Source organism: Sphingomonas sp., assembly GCF_013816785.1.
In the GTDB taxonomy this organism is placed as follows: Bacteria; Pseudomonadota; Alphaproteobacteria; order Sphingomonadales; family Sphingomonadaceae; genus Sphingomicrobium.
Map to the genome: position 1 here is coordinate 1 of NZ_JACDDV010000044.1, position 19,124 is coordinate 19,124.

The following is a 19,124-nucleotide window of genomic DNA, read 5'->3' on the forward strand; positions in this document are numbered from 1 at the left end:
TGATTGCGGTGGTTCTGTTCAACTTATGGAACTGGAACAAGTTTGCCGCCTCGGCCCTGCTCGCAGTCTTCTTCTCCGTCGACCTTCTCTACTTCGGTGCCAACCTTTTGAAGGTTCCCGTCGGCGGCTGGTTCCCGCTGCTGGTCGGTGTAATCGCCTTCACCATGCTGACCACTTGGGCGCGCGGCCGGATGTTGATGATTGCCCGGATGAACGAGCAGGCCTTGCCAATTGAGGTGTTTATCAAATCGGCCGCTTCCTCGGCGACCCGTGTCTCCGGAACCGCTGTTTACATGACCAGCGCGACCACCGGTGTTCCCCATGCGCTGCTCCATAATTTGAAGCACAACAAGGTGCTGCATGAGCGGGTGATGCTGCTTACCGTGCGGATCGAGGACGTGCCTTATGTGAAATCCGATAAGCGCAGCAGCATCGAACCTTATGGCGCGGGGTTCTTCCGCGTCGTGCTGCGCTACGGTTTCATGGAGGATATCGACGTTCCAACCGAGCTCGCCCGGATCGAGGGTTGCGGCCCAGCTTGCAAGATGATGGACACCAGCTTCTTCCTCGCCCGGCAGACGCTGATCGCATCGTCTCGGCCGGGCATGGCGATCTGGCGCGAGAATCTGTTCGCCTGGATGCTGCGCAACTCCGAAAGCGCGATGGAATTCTTCAAGCTGCCCACCAACCGCGTCGTGGAACTCGGCAGTCAGGTCGAGATTTAGGCAACTTGCGCCCCCCCGGCCGGTTGGGCTCGGCATGGAACAGATTTCATCTTGGGTAGCGCCGATCGCCACCACCATCGCCGCTTTGATGACCGCCTCCAATCTTGGCAGCCGTATCACCGGCTATGGCTTCATCGTCTTCACGGTCGGCTCACTCGCTTGGCTCGTGCTTGGCATCGCCACCGACCAGCCTAACCTCCTGTGGCAAAACGTCATCCTCACCGGCCTCAACCTATTCGGCATCTGGCGCTGGCTCGGCCGCCAGGCGCGGATCGAGGATGGCGGCAAGGCAGCCCGGGAAAAAAGCCAGGACACTCCCGGCGAAGCGCTGTTTCCGGCCTCTCTGCTGAACCGCGCCAAGTTGGCCGGAGCCGGCGACCATGAACTGGGCGCATGCGTTGACGCGATGATTGGCGCGCGATCGGGGGGAATCGCCTATGTGGTCGCCGCCGACGGCGGCATGGCCGGAGTCGGTGAGACTTTGCGCCGGGTCGACTGGCGCAACTGCCGGGTTGAGGAGGACAAGTTGATTATCGGGCTCGATCCGTCCGGGTTCGGACGCCTTCCCGCGCTGCCGAAGGACGAATGGCCCGGCCGATGAGGGCCCCGCTGATCGTTACCGCCGAGCTTGGCGCGGCCGATCTTGCTTGGTTCGACGGACTGCGCCGCCGCCATTTTCCGCCAGAACGCAACCAGCTTTCCGCCCACCTCACCATGCTCCACGCGGTTCCCGCGATGCTGGAAGCCGAACTGAAGCACCGCCTCGCGATTCTGGCCGCCGACCGGCCGCGCCCCCGGTCGGCTATTGCCGGCCTGCTGGATCTCGGTGGAGGGACCGCCTATCGGGTCGTCTCGGACGATCTGGATGCTATCCGTGCCGAGCTTACCGAAGCCTTTCGCGGCAGCCTGACCGCGCAGGACACGCACGGCTGGCGCCCGCACGTCACCATCCAGAACAAGGTCGCGCCACGGATTGCCCGCGCGCTGCAAGATCACCTGGAACGCGACTTCGTCCCGCGCCCGCTGGCAATCACGGGCCTTGCCTGTCATCGTTATGAGGGCGGTCCATGGCGGGCGGCGGGCGTTTATCCGTTCCGCGGGCGCTAGCTGAGGTCGCCGATCCCATTACAGCTGATGTCGAATGCCGCCATGCCCGCCTCGAGCACAGAGGCGAGCATTGGCATGCCCATCAATTCCTCGACGATGTTGTTCTCTTCGTCCGCCGCCTCGATCGCTTCGTCCCAGTCGGCGGCGTCGTAGGTGCCCGACCCGACCCAGGCAAAGGCCAGCACTTCTGCCAGCTGGTCCTCGGCCAGGTCGTCGAATGCCGCGGTCAGCTCTTCCTCGACGCTGGTGTTGATTGAATCGTCGAGCACCGACAGCGTCTCCTCGCCATCGTCGTCAACATTCTCGGGAGCCTCCCCGCCATCATAGTCAGTCGGAACCTGCGCTTCGTATTCACGGGCGCGAAGGATGATGCGGCACAGCGTCTCAAGCGGGGTCAACGGTTCCATCGGGTCGGGCTCTCCAGTCTCCCCGTTTGAACGAGGGTCGATGAAGCCGGTTCCACCTTGTTGACGCCCTTTTCGCGTCCACCTATAGGCTCGCCCCGCGGCCTGTCGCCTACTGACCTGGTTTGAGCGGTTGGCCAACGAGGCCGTGTCCTTGGGGCGGAGTAGCTCAGCTGGTTAGAGCAGCGGAATCATAATCCGCGTGTCGGGGGTTCAAGTCCCTCCTCCGCTACCATTCCTTTCCCTTTTGATATCAACGGGTTAGGAGGTGGCCGGCACTCGGGAAAGAAGGGGTTTCGTGTTGCGTTCCCGTACACGGCTATTCCTCGGTTTTCCGCCGTTTCCGATTGCCTGCCGGGAAGTCCACCGTACATGGATCGTACACGCTAGGCCGCCGCAATCGTGTGCAGCTCGACGCCCTCACGCCGGCCAAGCTCCTTCACGTCCTGGATATTGTGGAGCCGGTCGGAGTAGCTAACCCGGTCGAGCACGGTGATTCCTTCGATCCATCGCGTCCGAAATAGCACCCGCTGTTCGGCTTGGACCTGATCGGCGGCGAGGAACTCCCGCCCGCTTACCTGGACAACCTGAGCGGGCACCGTCGCCAGCTCCGCCCATGCTTCGATCTCGCCGCCGTAATCGTCATAAACGACTGTCTTGCGCTGGATCATAATAATTCGGTCGAGCGGCCCAGCCTTCATAGGTCGAGCACGCGGTAGGGCAGGAGGAAGCCTTGTTCCCCCTTCGTCTCGCTGATGACTTCCCGGTTATCGAAGGCGGCCGCCACGCGGGCGAGCACGGCTTGCTTTATGCGGGCAGGTACGTCCCCAATGCCAGCCCAGGCTTCAGCATAGTCCCCCACTGCATCCGACGCCGCGGTGATGAGCGTGGCGATCACCGTATCTTCGTGATTTTCCGTCACGCGGATATAAGATTTCGCCTCGGCCAAGGTCACTAGATCAGGCACTAACCGGCTCCCGCTTGCGGGGATTCCAGCCTTCGACCTGTCGCACCTCGTCAGCGTCGAGCACGCCGGCGTCGAGCGCAATCTTATGGGCAGCCCAACGGGTTTGAGGGTCGCCGCGGAGGAAGCCGGAAAGGTCCAGCTCTAGCTCCAAGCCGCTCGCCAGCACGCTCCGCGCGAACTCGGCTTCAATCTTTCGAGCCCAGGGCGCCAAGGTGAACTGAGCGAACCAACGGCCCGCCGTCTCGGAATTAGTGAAGGTGTTATGGCTGTAATCCTGGACCAGGGGCGGAGGCACCTGGAACAGTCGGCAGATTTCCTCGACGCCGAACTTCCGGGTTTCCAGTAGCTCGGCATCCTCGGGCGATATCTGCGAAGCCTGCCATTCAAGCCCGCCGTCGAGGATCAGCGTTCGGCCCGCGTTGGCGGCGCCGCCGTGCCGTTCCTGGAATTGCTCCCGGAGACTAATTTTCTGTTCGGCTGTCATGGCGCCGGGATGTTTAATCACGCCGCTCGGCTGTGCGCCACGCTCCAGGAAGCTCCGCGCAAACGTATTGCTCGCCGCCACGCCCGCCACGGTGTCGGCGGCCCTACTGAGCCTGGAGCGGCCGATGAGGCCATCATCCGTTCGGTCGCGGAGGTGTAGCACTTCGCCCTGAAGCAAGCGCCGGGTGCCGCCGCGGCCGTCCGAAACATCATAGGCAAGGCGCCCGCTCTGGAGATAGGCCACTGTGACCATTCCCCAGGGTATCCACCGGAAGCCGGCGAGCTGGCTGTTGCCGGCGCGGAGTATCTCGGCGAGGCCGTTGCCGGTAAGCAGCGCCGATGCGACAACATGCTCCAGCCAATCCGGCCAGGTCTGCTGTTCGTTCACGCCGCCGCGGGCAATCTTCGCCAGCGTGTGCCCTTGGGCTTCAATCCGATTGCCGTCCCCATCGCGCCGGTAGACCAGGGCAGGGACATAGGCGAGGGCGGAGCTGATGGCGGTGGTGCAGGCGAGCACCGTGGATAGGTTCTCGGCTCCACGCGCGGTGAGCGTGCCGTAGTAGCCGACGCTCGGGGCGATGGCGCCCCAGCTCGGATCGGTACTGTCGTTGCGCTTCTCAAGGCCGAGGAAGCCCAGCGCCCGGTCCATTAGCCCCATGCCGCCAGCTCCGCCATGATGAGCACCCGCGCCCGCCGATGCGCCTCCGCACCCCGCTGAAGCGCCCTGAGTGCGATTTCGGTGTCGGGGTAGGCCGGCCATGCCGAAACGACGCTGATTTCTTTCAGGCCGATCTGGCGAAGGGTCCGCTTCTCCCCGTTCCAATCCTCGCCGCCCTTGGGGACGGTGAAGCCGAACGACATGCCGCCGAGGTCCGCGCGCTCGGCCAAGGCGAGCACGTCGCGGCCCGCCTGGGTGTCTGGAACGTCCAGGCTGAAGCCTAGGCCGCGGGTATCCTCGAATAGCTTCAGGGTGCCGCTACGGGTGCGGCCGAGTACCTTGCCGGGATCGTGATCCATCAGCGCCAGCACATCACCCGCCAACGCCGACCGGAAGGCGCCGGGAGCAATCGTTTCCACAAATGATCCTAGTCGCGCTTCGCTGTTAAAGGTCGCGGCGTAGCCCTCCAGCTTGCGGCCAACGGCTCGCACCTCGGAGAAACTACGCCGCTCGACGGCCGGGGGGATGCGGGCCGTCATCTTAATAGAGGGCCATGATATCGTCGGCGGTGGTGCCGGTGGTGCGGATATACTGAGCCCGGAAGGGGATGACGGCGCCCGCGGGCACCTTCCACGTCCGGTCCTCGGCATCATCCACGCCGCGCATTTTGAGCGTTCCCGCTTTGCCGATGAAGATGGCGCGGGGCACCTCGGCAAGCGGGTTGCTGTTATGCGTCTTGACGTGCTCGGCCCTAGTGGCGGGTCCGCTCGCCATTGCTCGGCTATAAGGGTCCATGATTAGCTCCCAAGGATGCCGGTGGCCTTCACGAAGGAAGCGGGGCGGCGCACGCCGAAGTCCACCGTCGCCATCGAGCGAACCAGGACGTTGCCCTTTTCATAAGCCGACTGAGCGAACGGATTCACCAGCACGTCGATTTGCGACCAGATACCAATCAGGAAGTCGGCCCAATCCCCGTAGACCAGCGCGTGCTCGTTCGTGCCGGCGCCAAGGTTGTTCGGCGCCTGATTCGTGAACTGGACCGGCTCGCCGTGGAAGGTGTCCGCCACGCTGATCGGGTTGCCGTCCGCGTCTCGGAGCAGGTTTGCCCGGCCCTTGATGCCGTTGGTCGAAACGAAGCCTCGATTAGTGGACACGTTCGCCAGGTCCGCCGCCGCAATCATTGCCGCCGTCGTGGTGAACAGGTCCGTCGAATAGGCAACGGAAGCAACGCCAGTGGTATTCAGGATGCCGCGGGGGGTGGCGCCCGTTCCGCTACCGACGATGGCCGCCCGGTCAATCTCCAAGGCGATGTTACGCGCCTGCATATTGCGGATGAGCTGTTCGATGGCGGGGCTCGACTGCATCAGCATTTGCCGGCTGATTTCGGTGATGACGCCGACATGATGCGGCGAGAGGGTGAGGCTGTCGAAAGCCGCATCGTCATAGGGAAGCGCGACATTCTCGGCCACCCAGCCCGCCTGGGGACTATCGGTTTCGCGCGGGATCGTCACATCGCCGGTGAGGCCGGTGAGCGTGGTGGCGCCCAGCGTGGTCAGGACGGCGGTGGCGGTCAGGGCGGAAGTGAACAGGTCCGGCCGGAAGGTGGTCGGGGTGATGGTGCCACTGTTCGTGGTGAGCTGTACGCGCGTCTCGAAAATCTCGGTCGGCACATAGAAACCCTCGGCAGGCTTGCCGGCGCGCTTCGTCAGCTCCGCCTGCAATTCGATTTCGCGTCCGGCATCGACGCCGAGCCCAGCCTTGTGCGCCATCATCTTGACGATGCTGAAGCTGCGAAGCTCGCGGCTCAGATGCTCGTCAGTGGAGCCGGTGAGGGGGGTGCCGGGGTCGGCACGGTCGGCGGCGTCCAGCTTGCGCGCGCGATCAACCTTCTGGTCGAGTGTCCGCAGCTCGGCTTCCGCAGCGGCGAAGGCTTCGTTATCATCCTTGCCGTGGGCTTCATTCATGCGGGTGACGATCGGCCCCCGCTGTTCGATCAATTCCGCAGTTTTCATGTTAGTCAGTCCCTCGCTCAACATAGTATTTCCCGGTATCCAGATACCATATTTGAGCAGGAAAGTCTATCATGTAAGTCTCGGAAATCAGTGTTAAACCTTTGGATTACATGGGGTTTACGGGTAGAGTTAAGGGGCAGGAGATCGGCAATGGCGAATGACGAAAGATGGCTGGCGAAGCCGACCAATAAGTTCGAGGAGGCGTTCCCGAACGTCGAGGCCATCGATTTCGAGGTCGATAACAACCCCTGGGGGCACTACGATACCCTGGGGCAAAATCCGATGAGGATCACGCGGGCGTCGGCAAAGGCCCATCTCGGCTGCCCGAACCGTAGATGCAAAGAGGGCGGGTTCGCGTTCGGAGATTTACTAAGCAATTATTCACTTAGCGGCTCGGGCACCTTATCCGTCGATCAGACATATCCGTGCGCCGGCTATGAAGTGAAGCGTACCGGCCGCAGCAACGGCCGCGATTGCGACAATAGCTTCAAGGTAAAGGGTACGATCACCTTCAAGGCTTAGACCCAGGCAACGCCGGTTCCCTGATATACGGTCGGCCCTTCGTCTTTCGCCGCCAGCCCGCAGGCCATGATGAGCGCCGCCAGCCCATCGATTCGATCAATCGAGCGTGCTTTATTGGGTTTGCGGTTGCCGGCCGGATCAGTGTCCAGGATCAGGTTAGAGGCGTTCCAGCGGAGCACCGGGTGCATCCCATGCCGCAGTTCGCCGGCGAGCATAGCGGTCTCGAATGCGGAGACGGCCGGTCCCATGCTGAGATAACCTTGCCCCCATTCGACCAAGGGGAGCTGGACGCCCTCGCCATCAAGGATCACCTCCAGGTCTTTGAAGCCGAAGCGGTCGAAGGCGATGCCGTTCACGTCGAACTCTGAGACGATCTGAGCGAGCTGGCGGCCGATATACCGCTTGTCGATGGCGGCGCCGGGGGTTGCCTCGATATGCCCTTGTTGAGCCCAGGTGCGGTAGGGAACGCGGTCGGTCTCCTCCTTCAGGGCGATGCCGGCCTTCGGGCACCAGAAATAGGGGAGCACGGCGCCGCCATCCTCGGGGAAATACAGGACCAGGGCGGCGAGGTCGCGCACGCTGGCGAGGTCGAGGCCGCCGTAGCAGGGGCGCCCGCGCAGCGCCTCCCGGTCCACCGGATCACCGCAGGCGGCCCATTCGGTGGGGTTGATCGCCTTGGGCTCGGCATCCACGCGCATATTGCAATGAAGGTTCAAGAACGCCGGCTGGAATGTCGGCATCCGCTGAGCCCGTTCTGCTTCATCGGCAAGTTGCTCGGCAGAAACGAAGGTGCCGATTGCCGGGTTTGCCAAAGGCCAGTTGGCAGGGTCGAAGGGGTCGGCATCCTCGGGCACCGCGTACAGGCGGCCGTGGAAGCTCGGGTCGTTAATCTCACCGCTGTTCACGCGGCCGGCGTAATCGACCATCTCGCTCATCAGGTTCTCAGGGTGCGGCGATTGCGTGCCGATCACCAGCATCAGGGGCTCCGCGCGCTTGCCCATTGAGGTCCGCAGCACGTCAAATAATTCCCGCTTCCGCCATTGCGCCAATTCGTCACAGACAATGAAGGAGCTGGCGAGGCCGTGAACGCTGGCGCCGTCGCTGGCGAGCGCCCGGTACGTTGAGCCGGTTTCCATATCTTCGATGCGCTTGTGGAATCGCTGGACGTTCAGCCGGTTGGCCATCCAGGGCACTGCGAAGATGACGGCTTCCATCTCCGCGAAAATGAGCGCCGACTGATCGCGGGTGGCGGCCGCGCTGTAGCACTCGCCGCGTAGCTCGGCTTCTGGGCCGATCAGATGACAAAGACAAAGCAGGGCCGCCAGCACCGTCTTACCTTGGCCGCGGGCAACGCTCATCAGGCCGGTTCGCACCCGCCGCCGACCGTCATCGCCGTCGCCGTAAATCGCTTCGATCCATTCGCGCTGAAACGGTAGCAGCTTCACATTCTCGCCGGCGCCGAAGCCCTTTGTAATCGGAAGCGACTCCACGAAGGCAATCACCCGCTCGGCTCGGCCGAGACCGTCCGCTTCCCAAGGATGCCAATCCAGTTCCGAGGTTTCGAGCTGTTCGGCGGCGCGCTTCATCCGCGATGCGCCCGGTCCCCTAGCACCCATTTCGGTAGTCCTTTGAAACTAACTCTATTCTTGGGGTGGGCGCCGGTCTTCCTTCGACAGCCCTGAGCGATTTTGCTCGATCAAAGGTGGAAAAACTCTTTCCGCCTATCGGGGTGCCAAGGGTGGCCGGATTCAAGCCACCCTTATTGGGCGACGCTCCGAGAGGTGGGAAAACCGTTCCCACCTTAGTGGCTTGAGTCTGGCCACTATTCCAAGGATGATCGGGGTCGAGCGGCGAGCCGTCCGGATTGCACCCCTTCCTTGCCTTCGTCGTCTTGATCGCGCCCGCCTCCGCGCCGCGTGCCGTCTTGGCCGAGTGGCATGGGGCACAATAGGAGGCGAGGCCGTCATGACCGGGGAACGCGGGGCCACCATCACTGATGGGATGCCGGTGATCCACCGTGTTCGCCATCTTGTAGGAGTGCGGCGGGCACCCCTCGCAGAAGGGGAAGCGGGCAAGGTGCGCTACCCTTAGCTTCGACCAGGCGGTGGTGTTGTAAGGCCACTTAGCCATCTTCTGATCTCGGCTTGGCGCTTGCATATACTGGCCACCCGGTTGCCTTCGATAGAACATCGGCGGCCGCTTCAGCGGAGGTGTGATCCTCGCACTCCACATAGTGCTCAAGAGCGTCGCCATCGAAGCCATGCGTGGGGGCATCGAGGTAAACGCGAAATCCGGGCCATCCGGTGACAAGGGTCCACTGTTCAATGATGACGCCCGGAAGAGGCGAGCGGCGCAGGTTGTCGATTGTGTTATTCATGTCAGTGTCTCCCGTTCGTCCGCGGTCTCTTCATCCTCGCGCGGGCGCCATTCGGCTTCGGTGCCGCCCATTCTGATATACATCTCGCGCGCTTCCTTCAGGAGCGCATTGCGGGTGGGCTCATCATTAAGGGTGACGCTGCGCTGGCGGTCCGAGCGGGGATCCTCCAGTCGGGGTAGCCATGCCGCTATTCCTTGCCGCGCCGTCCGAACGAGCACGCAGCCCTTGAAGCTGAAAACGCCAATGTCGGCGGAGAAATAGGCGAGGATGGTGTGACCGTTCTTACTCGGCCGCAGTTCCCGGACACGCTCCAAGCCGGTGATGATGATGGTTTCCATTAGACAATCTCCTTCAGCGCGCGACGGCCGCGATGGGGCCGCCCGCTATTTGAGGTCCATTTTGCTCTGATTTTGATCGGGGAGCTTTGCGCCCTGGGTATGGCTTACCTATAAGTGGTGAGACAGGTTCAACAAATGCCAGCGGCGTTTTTGGCTGTTTTCCGTTGAGGTCTGTTGAGACAGTCTCAACAAAGGTTGGGGGGTTTGCTGACACAGTGTCATCAGTTGAGGGGGTGTTCGCTGACACAGGTTCAACGCCAGATTTTACTTCCGGCAGCCAAGCTCGGTATTCATTCGTCGCCGCTCGGTAGTGGCCGGGTTTGCCACTGTTGACGAAGGTAAGCCGATATTCCCGCGCCTTGCCTTGCTTCCATCGGCCCTCGATTACGATATCGAGGAAGCCGTGCTCCATCAGCTCGGCAATGCCCCGGCCGATCTGTTTGAAGTTGGAAGTATGCAGGCGGTTGGCAATCTGGCGCTGGCTGATGCCGATAGTGCCGTTGTTATAGCCGTTCATCTTCAGGACGATCTCGACCAGGATCGCGCGCGCCCATAAGCTGAGATGCTGATAGGCGAGGCTTTCCAGGACGACATGCGGCAGGCCCGCCCAAGGCCCGCCGCGATTGTCGGCGCGATGATCGGCTTTGGTTTTATGCCGCGCCATCTAGACCGCTAAGCTCCCCGACGATGTTCACGGTCCAGCCGTGCGCCCGCTGAAGCTCCCAGGCGTAATCGAAGGCACGGTCGCCTCGGATGAAATGCTTCAGCGACGGTACGCCCTCGGGGCAGGGGCGCACGTTGACGAAATAGCCGTGGGTATGGGAGCCATCGACGTGGATCACCGGCGTCGAGCTACGGAAGGCGAGGATTTCGGCCATCACGCCACCTCCCCGATGTAGTTGCCGCACCAGTCGGTGGCGAAGGTTCCAGGGAAGCGGGAGCCGGTGGCAATCTTCTCGATGCTTATGTCGAGGTCGGTCTGATTTCCGTATCGCGGGGGCACGATCTCCGCGGCGATGAGACAGTCGAGCAGAACCGGGGGCTTTCGTCGGCACGAGCCGAAGCCCCAATCTGGATCGTTCGGATCGACGGTGGATTCGTCCAGCTTCCAGAAGCGGCAGCCGTTGCACTGAGCGGTCACAGCCCATCCTCCGAACAAGCATCGCAGGGGCTGTCGTCAACGGCAGCATCGGGGTCGCTGATCGGGCATCCGGGGCCGAAGTGATTGGGGTGATCCACGAAATCATCTTCGCCGCCGGTGCCGTCCAGTTCATCGCCGTTGTGCTCAAGGTCCGCGTCAGCTTGGCTGCAATCCAGTGCGCCGACGAAGAACTCGGCCAAGGTTTCAATGGTGCGGCGGTCGAGGGCAAGGGTGCCGCCGGGGCCGCTCAGGGCAAAGGTCGTTGCCGCGGGGGCGGGTGGTGGTGTAAGTAGCTGGGTAGCCATTTCACGTCTCCTCAAGGGATTGGATGGTCCGGTCGGCGCGAGGCTCCACCCTCGTTGCCGGCCAATTTTTTTGATTCACGCCGCTTCGGAACTGAAGGCACGCTCAAGCTCGGTTTTGCGGAAGTAGAGCTTCCGGCCCTTCTTGATCGCGGGGAGGTGCCCCGCCTCGACCAGGTGGTACACGGCTCGGGGAGTTACCCCGATGTATGCGGCCGCCGCGTTGGCGCCGGGTAGTAGGTCGTCTGACAGCATTTCCATTTCCTCCGTTTAAGACTAGGACTAAACTTCGTCTCTCTTGCCATGTCGTGCGTTCCGGTGCAAGGACTAAATCTCGTCTTTCGGAGGGTTGGGTGACGGTAGATCTGAGTTACGGCGACGTGGAGGCGACTTTAGCTCGACTGAACCGAATCGCGGAAGATAAGCGCGTGGCCTTCCGCGCTCGGCTGAAGCACTTCCAGCGCCTCGGCTTCCCCCCAGGGGTGAATACCGGGACCGGCAAGCGCGCCATCTATACGTTCCCGCTGCTGCTGATGATGGCTTTCGCCACTGAGTTTGCACAAGCTGGTATGGCACCGAAGCGAATCGTAAAGACGCTTTCCGCGAACTGGAATGAGGTCGAATGGTCGCTGCTGATCGCACTCACCCCCGAAGAATTATTCGACCGGTGGACGCCTTCAATCGACGCTAACAAACTCGTCTGGATGCTAAGCCCTGAGTCTCTCCGTGATCTCTCTGAAGAAGGCGAGGGGGAATACGATTATCACGAAAGCATCCGCATCGAGAAACTCGAAGATTTGCCGTCGATCATGATGAACGATGACGAAGGAAGCCCAATCATCGGAGAGTTTTATCGGCACCTGATTATCCAGGTCAGGCCCTTCCTCATGGTGGTGATGGGGCACATCATAGCAGTTCGGCCGGATTTAGAGCCCACAGACCTATGGCTCGACCTAGAGCAACGGCTGGTCGAGCGCGGGCGCCAGCTCAAAGAGATGATCGACACTATTGACGTGAGGATGAAGCTTAATGGCGACGATCAGGAAGCGTAGCTGGATCACTCCCAAAGGCGAGCCGCGGGAGGCGTGGCGCGTCCGTTACGTCGATAACGAAGGCAAGGATCGAACCCGCCAATTCGACCGGAAGCGGGATGCCGACGCCTTCAGGATCAAGGCGGAGAGCGAGGTCGCGGCCGGCGTTCATACGCCCGACTCGATGAGCATCACGGTCGGTGAAGCCGCCGATCTCTGGATCGCCAAGGCCGAAAGCGCCGGTCGGGAACGCTCGACGGTGAAGCAATATCGCGAATGGGCCGATCTTCATATCAAGCCGCTCCTGGGGTCTGAGCGCCTATCCCGGCTTACCATGCCGAAGGTCGAAGCGTTCAAGGATGCCCTCCTGGAGACGCGCTCGGCGGCGATGGCGGGTAAGGCCGTCCGCGGGCTGTCCAGCATCCTCACTGAAGCCCAGCGGCGTGGCCTAGTCGCGCAGAACGTCGCCAAGGGTGTGAAGGTGGTGCGGTCGAAGCGGGATAAGAAGAGGATCATCATCCCTGCCAAAGATGAATTGCGGGCGATGCTCGCGGCGGCCGAGAGTGATTTCCCGGCGTTCCGGCCCTTGCTGATGACGGTGATCTTTACCGGCCTTCGATCCTCCGAAATCCGCGCGCTCCGCCGCCAGGACGTGAACCTGAAGGTCGGGGAAATCACGGTCGAGCAGCGCGCCGACCAGTGGGGGGCGATCGGCTCCCCGAAATCGGAAGCCGGCCATCGCACCGTTCCCATCCCGGCGATGTTGGTGTCGGAGCTTCGCGCCTGGATGCTCCGGTCGCCGGTGTCGCCGCTCGGGTTGCTGTTCCCCAACGCGGCCGGCGGCGTCCGCTTGCACTCCAATCTCCTTAATCGGGAGTATTGGCCGCTCCAGGTGAAGGCGGGTTTGACGCGGCCGGGTAGGGAAGGGGAGCCGCGCGCGAAATACGATTTCCACTCCCTCCGGCACGCGGCCGCCAGCGCCTGGATTAAGCAGCGGATCGACCTGAAGCGCCTCACTACATGGCTCGGGCACGCCAGCGTCCAGATCACGCTGGATACCTATGGGCACCTTATCAAGGATGAGCTGGGGGATGCCGCCATCGCGGCCGCGGCGCAGGCCGAATTGCTGACCTAGATTGAGGCTGGACCGTACACATACCGTACACGGCCGCCGAAAATGTCAGATTTGCGCGGGTAAATAGCGGAATCATAATCCGCGTGTCGGGGGTTCAAGTCCCTCCTCCGCTACCAATTTCGCGTGTTTAACACCCTGAACTTAAAACGCCCGGGCGTTTCGGCCCGGGCGTCCTTGCATGACGATTGCTCGTCAGCCCCCTTGGAAGTGCCGCGCCACCCCCTGACAGGCGTCGCATCCTCCCCGGACTTCCGGCCACGAGCCTTAATCCGATGCGCAAGGGCTACGCCGGCCTTGGCGCTTTTGTCACGACCAAATGCGTGCATGGGACACATTCCCAATCAATCTGTGACCGAAGCGCCACATGGCGCGCGCGCGATTGCCTTGGGCAAGCCGTCTCTCTAGGAGGGCGAGAGACGATTGACCCGCTCCTCGGAAAGCCGACCATCTTGCGCCTGTCCCGCTGCTTCCTCCCGGTGATGAAGGAAAGCCCGTCCGACGCCCAGATCGTCAGCCACAAGCTGATGCTCCGCGCCGGCCTGGTGCGCCAGACCGCGGCGGGCATCTATGCCTGGCTGCCAATCGGTTTTCGCGTATTGAAAAAGATCGAGCAGATCGTCCGCGAGGAACAGGACAAGGCGGGCGCGATCGAAATGCTGATGCCCACGCTCCAGTCGGCGGACCTGTGGCGTCGGTCTGGGCGCTACGACGCCTATGGCCCGGAAATGCTGCGCATCCGCGACCGCCATGATCGCGACATGCTCTTTGGCCCCACCAATGAGGAGATGATCACCGTCATCTTCCGTGACGACGTCAAGAGCTATCGCGACCTGCCGCGCACCCTCTACCATATCCAGTGGAAGTTTCGCGACGAGATCCGCCCTCGCTTCGGCGTGATGCGTGGTCGCGAATTCCTAATGAAGGACGCCTACTCGTTCGACCTAGATGAGGCCGGCGCGCGCAACAGCTACGACGCGATGTTTGATGCGTATCTGAGAACGTTTGCGCGGCTCGGTTTGACCGCAATTCCAATGGCCGCCGACACCGGACCGATAGGTGGTGATCTCAGCCATGAATTTGTCATTTTGACGGACACTGGCGAAAGCGAAGTTTACGTTGAACAAAGCCTTATTACCGAAGCAGTTGTCGATGTGCTTGGTGGTCGAGGCGACGCGCGCAATCGCCGTGAGCAGCTTGCCTCCAAATATGCAGCGACGGACGAGAAACGTGACTTAGCGCGAGAGGCTGCGTTGGGCGATGAAATGGTCATGCGCCGCGGCATCGAGGTTGGTCACATCTTCTACTTCGGCGACAAATATTCGGCCTCGATGGGTCTCAAGGTATCGGGCCCCGACGGCAATATGGTGACCCCGATGATGGGAAGCTACGGCATCGGCGTCTCGCGCCTCGTCGGGGCGATCATCGAGGCGAGCCATGACGAGGCCGGGATCGTCTGGCCTGAGGCGGTCGCGCCTTGGAAGGCCGGGCTTGTCACCATGCGCGGCGACGACCCCGCCTCCATCGCGGCGGCGGACGAAATCTATACCAAACTCACCGCCGCCGGCGTCGAGACCCTTTACGACGACCGCGACGAGCGGGGCGGGGTCAAGCTGGGCTCGATGGACCTAATCGGCTTACCGTGGCAGCTGATCCTCGGCCCGCGCGGCCTCGCCGCGGGCACGGTCGAACTCAAGAATCGCCGCACCGATGAGACGCAGGAACTTTCGATCGAATCCGCCCTCGAGCGACTGACCACATGATCCTGAACACCTACGAACGAATGATCGCCAAGCGCTACTTGCTTCCGGGCAAAGGCGAAGGATTCATTTTCGTCGTTGCCGGTTTTTCGGTCGGGGCGGTTGCGCTCGGCGTTGCCGCATTGATTATCGTCATGAGCGTGATGAACGGCTTTCGCGCCGAGCTGTTCGAGAAGATCTCGGGCCTCAACGGACATGCCATCGTCCAGGGCTATGACGGCCGCCTTGCCGACTGGGAGCGGATCGCCGACGCGGCACGCAAGACTCCCGGCATCGTCTCCGCCACCCCGCTGATCGAACAACCGTTGATGGCCGCCGCCAACGGCCGGGTCGAAGGGGTGTTGGTACGCGGCAATCGGCTGGTCGACATTCGGACCAACCCGATCTTGAACGGCAAGGTCGTGTCGGGCGACCTGAAGTCGATCACCCCCGGCAGCGGACGGATCGCGATCGGCGCCCGCCTCGCCGAAACGTTGGGCGCCTATCCCGGCAGCGAAATTTCGCTGATCAGCCCCGAGGGGCGATCGACCCCGGTCGGGACCGTCCCGCGCATCGTCACCTACACCGTCGGCGCGGTGTTCGAGGTCGGCATCTTCGAATATGACAAAGCGTTCGTGATTATGCCGATGCAGGATGCGCAAACGTTGCTGATGCTCGGCGACCAGGTCGGCATGGTAGAAATGCAGACCACCAACCCCGACAAGGTGGCGCAAATCGTCGCCCCGCTGCGCCCACTGGTCCAGGGTAAGGGAGTCATCGTCGACTGGCGGCAGATGAACTCAGCGTTGTTCGAAGCGCTCGAGGTCGAGCGGATCGCGATGTTCGTCGTCCTGTCAATCATCATCCTGGTCGCCGCGTTCAACATCGCCTCGTCGCTGATCATGCTGGTCCGTGCCAAGACCCGCGATATCGCAATCCTGCGCACGATGGGCGCAAGCCGCCGCGCGATGACCAAGATTTTTATGACCGTCGGCCTGACGATCGGCATGATCGGTATCGTCAGCGGTGCGATCCTTGGCGCGATCTTCCTCTTCTTCCGCCAGGGTGTGGTCAATTTCATCCAGCTCGTGACCGGCCAGAATCTGTGGGATCCCTCGGTCCGATTCTTGAGCGAGCTGCCGGCGAAGACCGATCCGTTCGAGGTCGCGGCCATCGTTGGCGTGACACTGGTTCTGACTTATTTCGCGACGCTGTTCCCGGCCCGCAACGCCGCCGCGACCGACCCGGTCCAGGTGCTGCGCTATGAGTGAGCCGGTCCTCGAAACGCGCGACCTAAAGCGCACTTTCGTCCAGGGAGATGTCTCGATCGAGGTGTTGCGCGGCGTGAACATCGCCGTGCGACCGGGTGAAATCGTTGCACTTCTGGGCCCATCAGGATCGGGCAAATCTACGCTGTTGCAGGCGGTCGGTCTGCTCGAAGGCGGGTTCGAAGGCTCGATCCGCATCGCCGGCGAGGAAGCCTCCGCGCTCGACGATGACGGCCGCACGCTGCTCCGCCGCGACGCGCTTGGTTTCGTCTATCAGTTCCACCATCTGCTGCCCGATTTTGATGCGATGGAAAATGTCATCCTGCCGCAGCTAATCCACGGCGCCACGCCCGAGCAGGCTCGGACCCGCGCCAAGGAGCTTCTGTCCAAGCTCGGCCTCGCCAAGCGGCTCGACCATCGTCCGTCGAAGCTGTCGGGTGGCGAACAACAGCGGGTCGCGGTCGCCCGCGCACTCGCCAATCGGCCGCCGCTGGTCCTCGCCGACGAGCCGACCGGCAATCTGGACGAAGCCACCGCCGACAAAGTGTTCGCCGAATTCCTGAATCTAGTCCGGATCGAAGGCTCCGCGGCGCTGGTCGCCACCCACAACGAACGCCTCGCCACCCGAATGGACCGCATCGTCCGGCTTCACGAAGGTCATCTCGAATGAGGTTTCGCCTGGTTTTGGCCGCTGCCGCCTTGGCGCTTTCAGCTTGCGGCGACTCGGACCAGGACAAGCTCGGCGGCGACCTCAGCGCCGCCGAGGGCAGCGCGTTGACCGAGAACGAGGCCAATTTTGCCGAAGCCGCCGAAGCAGCGCCGCCCCCGGCCACTATCGCGCCGCAAGATGGCGCGCTGGAGGAAACTCCGCTCGCCGACCAGCCCGATCCATTGGCTCCTGCGCCGCCTCGGGCCGCGCCCACCGTGGTCGTTCCTGAGACTGGCAACGTCTTGACGAGCTTCGACTGCGCGCGCGCCCGTACCACCAGCGAGCGCGCTGTCTGCGCCAGCCCGGCCCTCGCGGCGCTGGATCGGGCAATGGCCGAGCGATACGTCGACGCGACCGCCGACGCCGACGCCGACGCCGCTCTTCTGCTGCGGCGGACACGGGGTAGCTTTCTCGCCTATCGCGAGCGCTGCGGCAGTGAAAACAGCTGCATCGAGCGAGTCTATCGCGGCCGGATGCGCGAGATCGAGGATATCGCGACAGGCCGCTGGCAGCCGCACTAGATAAATTGGGGATAAGTCGGCCATTGCGGTGGCCACTCGCGTCACGCAGCCTCATAGTAGATCCCATGTCCGGTCTCTACGTCCCGCTGCGAGTCTTTTCCTGTTTCACCATGCTCGAGGGCGCGATCGAGCCCAAGGCGATCGCCAAGCATGCGACCAGGCTCGGTTTTCCGGCGGTCGCCATGACCGATCGCAACGGGCTCTACGCGGCGATGCCGTTCGGTGACGCCTGTTTCACGGAAGGAGTGCAGCCGATCGTCGGTGCGATGCTTGGGGTGTCGCGGCCCGATGACATTGGTCCGACGGGCGTTCTCGACTGGCTCGTGCTGCTTGCCCAGGACGACGCCGGCTACGACAATCTTTGCCGCCTCGTCTCGGCCGCGCATCTCGATCGGCCGATCCACGAGGAGCCGCATGTTGAATTCGATGCATTGGACAGCCAGACCGCCGGGCTGATCGCGCTGACGGCGGGGGGCGAGGGGGCGATCGCCCGCCTGTTCGCCGACGGGCAGGATGACAAGGCGCGGGCCTATGCCGAGCGGCTCAAAGCGCTGTTCCCCGACCGGCTCTACGTCGAGCTGTCGCGCCGTGGTGCCGCCATCGAGGAGGCCGCCGAGCGCCGCCTTGTCGAACTCGCCTACGCCCTCGACGTACCGCTAGTCGCAACCAATCCGGCTCATTATGCCGAGCCCGACTTTCATGCCGCGCACGACGCGATGCTGTGCATCGCCGCCTCGACTTACATCGACCAGGGAGACCGCAAGACCTCATCGCCCGACGCCTGGCTGAAGCCCGCCGCCGTGATGGAGACGCTGTTTGCCGACATCCCTGAAGCGATTGCCAACACCGCCGTCGTCGCTCAGCGCTGTGCGATCGCCGCCCCCAAGCGCCGCCCGATCCTCCCGCGCCTCAGCGAGGACGAAGACGAGACGCTACGTCGTGAGGCGCGTGCCGGACTGGAGAGACGCCTTGCCAGCCTTCCCCCACTTTCGCTCGACACGAACGGGTATGATGATCGACTTAAGGTCTACCGCGACCGCCTCGATTTCGAGATCGACGTCATCACGCGCATGGGGTTCGCCGGTTACTTTCTGATCGTTGCCGATTTCATCCAATGGGCCAAGGCCAGCGACATTCCGGTCGGCCCGGGGCGCGGCTCGGGCGCTGGGAGCATCGTAGCTTGGGCGCTGCTGATCACTGACCTGGATCCGATCGCCCTTGACCTGCTGTTCGAGCGGTTCCTCAACCCCGAGCGCGTGTCGATGCCCGACTTCGACATCGATTTCTGCGAAACCCACCGCGACAAGGTCATTGCCTACGTCCAGAGCAAATACGGCCGCGATCGGGTCGCCCAGATCATCACCTTTGGGCGTCTCAAGGCGCGCGCGGTCCTGAAAGACACCGGCCGAGTGCTACAGATGAGCTACGGCCAGGTTGACCGCCTTGCCAAGTTGGTCCCCAACCATCCGACCGATCCCTGGACACTGAGTCGCTCGCTCAACGGGGTCGCCGAGCTGGAAAAGGAATATAAGTCCGATCCCGATGTCCGGCGGCTGCTCGATCTGGCGATGAAATTGGAAGGCCTTCCCCGCCACAGCTCGACTCACGCCGCCGGCGTGGTGATCGGCGACCGGCCCTTGAACCAGCTCGTCCCGCTCTACCGGGACCCGCGCTCGGACATGCCGGTC

General features: G+C 62.6%; 27 protein-coding genes and 1 tRNA gene. 12 read left to right on the forward strand and 16 right to left on the reverse strand.

Going from position 1 to position 19,124, the window contains the following annotated elements:
* The 3 genes from H0W65_RS09450 to H0W65_RS09460 all read left to right on the forward strand — a co-directional run.
* The coding region (locus H0W65_RS09450) for a KUP/HAK/KT family potassium transporter (protein ID WP_294006905.1) at window positions 1–725 on the forward strand (725 nt) is incomplete at its 5' end.
* A 34-nt stretch (window positions 726–759) separates the two neighbouring features.
* Complete coding sequence (locus H0W65_RS09455) at window positions 760–1,326, forward strand: PRC-barrel domain containing protein (RefSeq protein WP_294006908.1); 567 nt, start codon at window positions 760–762, stop codon at window positions 1,324–1,326.
* Window positions 1,323–1,832 carry a 2'-5' RNA ligase family protein gene (locus H0W65_RS09460; protein WP_294006911.1) on the forward strand — a complete coding sequence of 170 codons (510 nt, stop codon included), beginning with the start codon at window positions 1,323–1,325 and terminating at the stop codon, window positions 1,830–1,832. The genes H0W65_RS09455 and H0W65_RS09460 overlap by 4 nt, the downstream gene beginning before the upstream one ends.
* Here H0W65_RS09460 and H0W65_RS09465 read toward each other — a convergent pair.
* Window positions 1,829–2,239, reverse strand: a complete 411-nt coding sequence (locus H0W65_RS09465) for a DUF3775 domain-containing protein (RefSeq protein WP_294006914.1) — start codon at window positions 2,237–2,239, stop codon at window positions 1,829–1,831. The genes H0W65_RS09460 and H0W65_RS09465 overlap by 4 nt on opposite strands.
* Before the next feature lie 155 nt (window positions 2,240–2,394).
* Between H0W65_RS09465 and H0W65_RS09470 the strand changes: the two genes are divergently transcribed.
* Window positions 2,395–2,471: transfer RNA gene (locus tag H0W65_RS09470), tRNA-Met, on the forward strand.
* 151 nt (window positions 2,472–2,622) lie between these two features.
* Here the strand turns inward: H0W65_RS09470 and H0W65_RS09475 are convergent.
* The 6 genes from H0W65_RS09475 to H0W65_RS09500 are packed head-to-tail and all read right to left on the reverse strand — an operon-like array spanning window position 2,623 to window position 6,356.
* On the reverse strand, window positions 2,623–2,907 hold the full coding sequence (locus H0W65_RS09475) for a phage head closure protein (protein ID WP_294006917.1): 285 nt from the start codon (window positions 2,905–2,907) through the stop codon (window positions 2,623–2,625).
* 26 nt (window positions 2,908–2,933) lie between these two features.
* Complete coding sequence (locus H0W65_RS09480; RefSeq protein WP_294006920.1) at window positions 2,934–3,203, reverse strand: head-tail connector protein; 270 nt, start codon at window positions 3,201–3,203, stop codon at window positions 2,934–2,936.
* Entirely contained in the window at window positions 3,196–4,335 is a 1,140-nt protein-coding gene (locus H0W65_RS09485) for a phage portal protein (protein ID WP_294006922.1), read from the reverse strand. The genes H0W65_RS09480 and H0W65_RS09485 overlap by 8 nt, the downstream gene beginning before the upstream one ends.
* The gene (locus tag H0W65_RS09490) at window positions 4,335–4,883 is read right to left on the reverse strand and encodes an HK97 family phage prohead protease (RefSeq protein WP_294006924.1); all 549 of its coding nucleotides are present in this window, start codon (window positions 4,881–4,883) and stop codon (window positions 4,335–4,337) included. Before H0W65_RS09490 ends, H0W65_RS09485 begins: the two co-directional genes overlap by 1 nt.
* Before the next feature lies 1 nt (window position 4,884).
* Complete coding sequence (locus tag H0W65_RS09495; RefSeq protein WP_294006926.1) at window positions 4,885–5,139, reverse strand: hypothetical protein; 255 nt, start codon at window positions 5,137–5,139, stop codon at window positions 4,885–4,887.
* Between the two features lie 2 nt (window positions 5,140–5,141).
* Window positions 5,142–6,356: a phage major capsid protein gene (locus tag H0W65_RS09500; protein ID WP_294006928.1), complete on the reverse strand. Its 1,215-nt coding sequence runs from the start codon at window positions 6,354–6,356 to the stop codon at window positions 5,142–5,144.
* Between the two features lie 150 nt (window positions 6,357–6,506).
* On the opposite strand from H0W65_RS09500, the gene H0W65_RS09505 reads away from it, so the two are divergent.
* Window positions 6,507–6,878 (forward strand): hypothetical protein, encoded by a 372-nt coding sequence (locus H0W65_RS09505; protein WP_294006931.1) that lies wholly within the window; start codon window positions 6,507–6,509, stop codon window positions 6,876–6,878.
* Here the strand turns inward: H0W65_RS09505 and H0W65_RS09510 are convergent.
* From H0W65_RS09510 to H0W65_RS09545, 9 genes are all read right to left on the reverse strand, one after another.
* Window positions 6,875–8,464 carry a terminase TerL endonuclease subunit gene (locus tag H0W65_RS09510; protein ID WP_294006934.1) on the reverse strand — a complete coding sequence of 530 codons (1,590 nt, stop codon included), beginning with the start codon at window positions 8,462–8,464 and terminating at the stop codon, window positions 6,875–6,877. The two genes, H0W65_RS09505 and H0W65_RS09510, sit on opposite strands and share 4 nt — an antisense overlap.
* Before the next feature lie 19 nt (window positions 8,465–8,483).
* On the reverse strand, window positions 8,484–9,110 hold the full coding sequence (locus H0W65_RS12210) for an HNH endonuclease signature motif containing protein (protein ID WP_367120136.1): 627 nt from the start codon (window positions 9,108–9,110) through the stop codon (window positions 8,484–8,486).
* Window positions 9,001–9,255: a hypothetical protein gene (locus tag H0W65_RS09515; RefSeq protein ID WP_294006937.1), complete on the reverse strand. Its 255-nt coding sequence runs from the start codon at window positions 9,253–9,255 to the stop codon at window positions 9,001–9,003. The genes H0W65_RS12210 and H0W65_RS09515 overlap by 110 nt, the downstream gene beginning before the upstream one ends.
* Window positions 9,252–9,593 (reverse strand): hypothetical protein, encoded by a 342-nt coding sequence (locus tag H0W65_RS09520; protein WP_294006940.1) that lies wholly within the window; start codon window positions 9,591–9,593, stop codon window positions 9,252–9,254. The genes H0W65_RS09515 and H0W65_RS09520 overlap by 4 nt, the downstream gene beginning before the upstream one ends.
* A 13-nt stretch (window positions 9,594–9,606) precedes the next feature.
* Window positions 9,607–10,257 carry a hypothetical protein gene (locus H0W65_RS09525; RefSeq protein WP_294006943.1) on the reverse strand — a complete coding sequence of 217 codons (651 nt, stop codon included), beginning with the start codon at window positions 10,255–10,257 and terminating at the stop codon, window positions 9,607–9,609.
* The gene (locus H0W65_RS09530) at window positions 10,244–10,471 is read right to left on the reverse strand and encodes a hypothetical protein (RefSeq protein WP_294006945.1); all 228 of its coding nucleotides are present in this window, start codon (window positions 10,469–10,471) and stop codon (window positions 10,244–10,246) included. Before H0W65_RS09530 ends, H0W65_RS09525 begins: the two co-directional genes overlap by 14 nt.
* Window positions 10,471–10,734 (reverse strand): hypothetical protein, encoded by a 264-nt coding sequence (locus H0W65_RS09535; RefSeq protein WP_294006948.1) that lies wholly within the window; start codon window positions 10,732–10,734, stop codon window positions 10,471–10,473. Before H0W65_RS09535 ends, H0W65_RS09530 begins: the two co-directional genes overlap by 1 nt.
* Window positions 10,731–11,039, reverse strand: coding sequence for a hypothetical protein (locus tag H0W65_RS09540; protein ID WP_294006951.1), 309 nt, complete (start codon window positions 11,037–11,039; stop codon window positions 10,731–10,733). The genes H0W65_RS09535 and H0W65_RS09540 overlap by 4 nt, the downstream gene beginning before the upstream one ends.
* Before the next feature lie 75 nt (window positions 11,040–11,114).
* Window positions 11,115–11,291 carry a helix-turn-helix domain-containing protein gene (locus H0W65_RS09545; RefSeq protein ID WP_294006954.1) on the reverse strand — a complete coding sequence of 59 codons (177 nt, stop codon included), beginning with the start codon at window positions 11,289–11,291 and terminating at the stop codon, window positions 11,115–11,117.
* A 98-nt stretch (window positions 11,292–11,389) separates the two neighbouring features.
* Between H0W65_RS09545 and H0W65_RS09550 the strand changes: the two genes are divergently transcribed.
* The 7 genes from H0W65_RS09550 to dnaE form a co-directional block, all read left to right on the forward strand.
* Entirely contained in the window at window positions 11,390–12,088 is a 699-nt protein-coding gene (locus H0W65_RS09550; protein WP_294006957.1) for a hypothetical protein, read from the forward strand.
* 163 nt (window positions 12,089–12,251) lie between these two features.
* Complete coding sequence (locus tag H0W65_RS09555) at window positions 12,252–13,202, forward strand: site-specific integrase (RefSeq protein ID WP_294006959.1); 951 nt, start codon at window positions 12,252–12,254, stop codon at window positions 13,200–13,202.
* Between the two features lie 449 nt (window positions 13,203–13,651).
* Complete coding sequence (gene proS / locus H0W65_RS09560) at window positions 13,652–14,962, forward strand: proline--tRNA ligase (RefSeq protein ID WP_294006962.1); 1,311 nt, start codon at window positions 13,652–13,654, stop codon at window positions 14,960–14,962.
* Window positions 14,959–16,209: a lipoprotein-releasing ABC transporter permease subunit gene (locus tag H0W65_RS09565; RefSeq protein ID WP_294006965.1), complete on the forward strand. Its 1,251-nt coding sequence runs from the start codon at window positions 14,959–14,961 to the stop codon at window positions 16,207–16,209. The genes proS and H0W65_RS09565 overlap by 4 nt, the downstream gene beginning before the upstream one ends.
* Window positions 16,202–16,876, forward strand: coding sequence for an ABC transporter ATP-binding protein (locus tag H0W65_RS09570; RefSeq protein WP_294006968.1), 675 nt, complete (start codon window positions 16,202–16,204; stop codon window positions 16,874–16,876). Before H0W65_RS09565 ends, H0W65_RS09570 begins: the two co-directional genes overlap by 8 nt.
* On the forward strand, window positions 16,873–17,436 hold the full coding sequence (locus tag H0W65_RS09575; protein WP_294006971.1) for a hypothetical protein: 564 nt from the start codon (window positions 16,873–16,875) through the stop codon (window positions 17,434–17,436). Before H0W65_RS09570 ends, H0W65_RS09575 begins: the two co-directional genes overlap by 4 nt.
* 65 nt (window positions 17,437–17,501) lie before the next feature.
* Window positions 17,502–19,124: DNA polymerase III subunit alpha (gene dnaE, locus H0W65_RS09580; protein WP_294006973.1), on the forward strand; the 1,623-nt coding region annotated here is incomplete at its 3' end.